The 3,479-nt window shown below is 37.5% G+C and carries 2 protein-coding genes; both read left to right on the plus strand.

Annotated elements, in window-relative coordinates; genetic code table 11:
- Positions 1 to 337 precede the first annotated feature (337 nt).
- Positions 338 to 2,563, plus strand: coding sequence for a formate C-acetyltransferase (gene pflB / locus V7266_RS15315; protein ID WP_335468803.1), 2,226 nt, complete (start codon positions 338 to 340; stop codon positions 2,561 to 2,563).
- 66 nt (positions 2,564 to 2,629) lie between these two features.
- Entirely contained in the window at positions 2,630 to 3,379 is a 750-nt protein-coding gene (gene pflA / locus V7266_RS15320) for a pyruvate formate-lyase-activating protein (RefSeq protein ID WP_420491416.1), read from the plus strand.
- The last annotated feature ends 100 nt before the right edge of the window (positions 3,380 to 3,479 follow it).

Below are 3,479 nucleotides of genomic sequence, written 5' to 3' on the forward strand. Positions count from 1 at the left end.
ATTGTAGTCGATTAGTAGTAGAAAAAGCCTTCCTTGCTTTTCAATTGACAAGGAAGGCTGTTTCATAGGTTTTTACTATTAATACATTGATATTATTGATTTATTTCTATATAACAGATAAAAAACTTTTGAGTTTTTTTATAGTACAGTTATGAATTTTGGATATCTTCGTTCACAAAAAATTCAAAAACACCCCTCAAAAACCCATTAATAACAAGGGTTCACAATTCCTTAACAATTAGTGCGTTTTTTATCTCTTTTCACCTGTTATACTTAGTTCATGAAATAAATAACTTTCTGTTATATATTCTTCTACTAATATAAGAGGTGAAAGATAATGGAACAATGGCAAGGTTTTAATAAAGGAACTTGGTCAAAAGAAGTAAATGTACGTGATTTTATTTTAAGAAACTACAAACCATATGAGGGCGATGATTCTTTCTTATCAGGTCCAACAGAAGCAACAAACAAGCTTTGGGAACAAGTAATGCTTTTAACAATGCAAGAACGTGAAAATGGCGGTGTCCTTGATATGGACACAGAAACGGTATCAACAATTACATCACATGGCCCTGGCTATCTAGATGAAGAACTTGAAAAAGTTGTCGGAGTTCAAACAGATAAGCCGTTTAATCGTTCACTTCAGCCTTTCGGCGGTATTCGTATGGCAAAACAAGCATGTGCATCATACTGCTATGAATTAAATCCTGAAATTGAAAAGATTTTTACTGATTTCCGTAAGACTCATAACCAAGGTGTATTTGATGCTTATACCGATGAAATGGCGCTAGCTCGTAAAGCAGCTATTATTACAGGACTTCCTGATGCATATGGCCGTGGACGGATCATTGGTGACTATCGACGTGTCGCATTATACGGTGTTGATTTCCTTATTAAACAAAAACAATTAGATAAAAAGAATACTAGCAGTGTAATGACAGAAGATAATATGCGTCTTCGTGAAGAACTTGCAGAGCAAATCCGCGCATTAAGTGAATTGAAAGAATTAGGCACAAGCTACGGATTTGATTTATCTCGGCCAGCACAAAATGCACAAGAAGCGTTCCAATGGTTATACTTAGGTTATTTAGCAGCCATTAAAGAACAAAACGGCGCTGCAATGAGCCTTGGACGTACCTCAACATTCTTAGACATCTATATTGAAAGAGATTTAGAAAACGGTACATTAACTGAAGTTGAAGCTCAAGAGATTGTCGATCATTTTATCATGAAGCTTCGTTTAGTCAAATTTGCACGAACACCTGATTATAACGAATTATTTAGCGGAGACCCAACATGGGTAACAGAATCAATCGGAGGAATGGCACAAGATGGCCGTTCACTTGTAACGAAAAACTCTTTCCGTTTCCTTCATTCTTTAGACAATCTAGGCCCTGCTCCTGAACCAAACTTGACTGTTTTGTGGTCATCTCAGCTGCCTGAGAACTTCAAGAGATATTGTGCTAATATGTCTATTAAAACTAGCTCAATCCAATATGAAAATGATGACATTATGCGCCCTGAGTACGGTGATGATTACGGTATTGCCTGCTGCGTATCTGCCATGGAAATTGGTAAGCAAATGCAATTCTTTGGTGCTCGTGCCAACCTTGCTAAGGCACTTCTCTATGCAATTAACGGCGGGGTTGATGAACGATTAAAAATTCAAGTTGGTCCACAATATCGTCCAATTACATCTGATGTGTTAAATTACGAAGAAGTAATGGCTAATTTTGACCATATGATGGATTGGCTAGCGGGTCTTTACATTAATACATTGAATGTTATTCACTATATGCATGATAAGTATAGCTATGAAAGAATTGAAATGGCCTTACATGATACGAAGATCCTAAGAACCATGGCAACTGGTATTGCAGGATTAAGCGTTGCAGCAGACTCATTAAGTGCGATTAAATACGGTGAAGTCAAAGTGATCCGCGATGAAAACGGCTTAGCGGTTGACTTTGAAACAACTGGAGAATTCCCTAAATACGGTAACAACGATGATCGAGTTGACAGCATCGCAGTGGAGCTCGTTGAAACCTTTATGAAAAAATTACGTAAACATGTAACCTATCGTGATTCACTTCATACATTATCAGTTTTAACCATTACTTCTAACGTTGTCTACGGTAAGAAAACTGGTAATACACCTGATGGCCGTCGTGCTGGGGAGCCATTTGCACCTGGAGCTAACCCAATGCACGGCCGTGATACAAAAGGAACATTAGCATCATTATCGTCAGTTGCTAAGATTCCATATGCATATGCAATGGACGGTATTTCAAACACTTTCTCAATTGTACCAAAAGCTTTAGGTAAAGAAGAAGAAAGCCGCGTTACCAACCTTGTATCTATCTTAGATGGCTATTCCATTAAACAAGGTCATCACCTAAATGTTAACGTCTTTAATAGAGAAACATTAATTGACGCTATGGAACATCCTGAGTTATATCCACAATTGACCATTCGTGTTTCTGGATATGCTGTAAACTTTATTAAATTAACTAAAGAACAACAGCTAGATGTTATAAACCGTACTTTCCACGAATCATTGTAATTTGAATTAATTGGAGCTCCTTGTTTTCGAGGAGCTCCGGCTTAAAAAATAAGGGGGATCATCATCATGATTGGAAATATTCATTCTATTGAAACATTAGGGACAGTTGACGGACCAGGGATTCGTTATGTTATTTTTACACAAGGATGCTTACTGCGCTGCCAATTTTGCCATAACGCGGATACTTGGGAAATCGGTTCCGGTAAACAAATGACTGTTTCAGAAATCATGGATGATCTGACAAGTTACCTCCCTTTTATTCAATCATCAGGCGGCGGTATCACAGTAAGCGGCGGGGAGCCATTATTACAAATCCCCTTCTTAACAGAGTTATTTAAAGAGTGTAAAAAGAAAGGGATTCATACCACCATTGACTCATCCGGTGGGTGTTTTTCACACTCCAAGCTTTTTATTGAGCAACTTGTGGAATTATTACAATATACTGATTTGGTATTACTCGATTTAAAACATATTAACCGAAAAAAGCACATCCAACTTACAGGTATGGCCAATGATCATATTCTTGAATTTGCTAAATTTTTATCCGATCGCAAGGTACCAATTTGGGGCCGCCATGTACTAGTTCCAACAGTAACAGATGAACCAGTAGACCTACAGAAACTTGGAGAGTTCATTGGAACTCTTGAAAATGTTCAAAAGATTGAGATACTCCCCTACCACAAACTTGGAGTATACAAATGGGAAGCTCTTGGACATGAATATCCTTTAAAACATGTTGAGCCGCCAACTGAGGAGAAGGTGGAATTTGCCTATCAAATATTGACCGCACATTGGAAAGCACCATTAAGACACTGATTCATTAGGATCAGTGTTTTTTCTTCCATTGGATAACTCTTGCTGTATCCTAACCATTTCTTAATAATTTTATAGTATCTTAGTGTAGCTAACTTAAAAT

Source organism: Neobacillus drentensis (genome assembly GCF_036965645.1).
Taxonomy (GTDB): domain Bacteria; phylum Bacillota; class Bacilli; order Bacillales; family Cytobacillaceae; genus Neobacillus; species Neobacillus drentensis_D.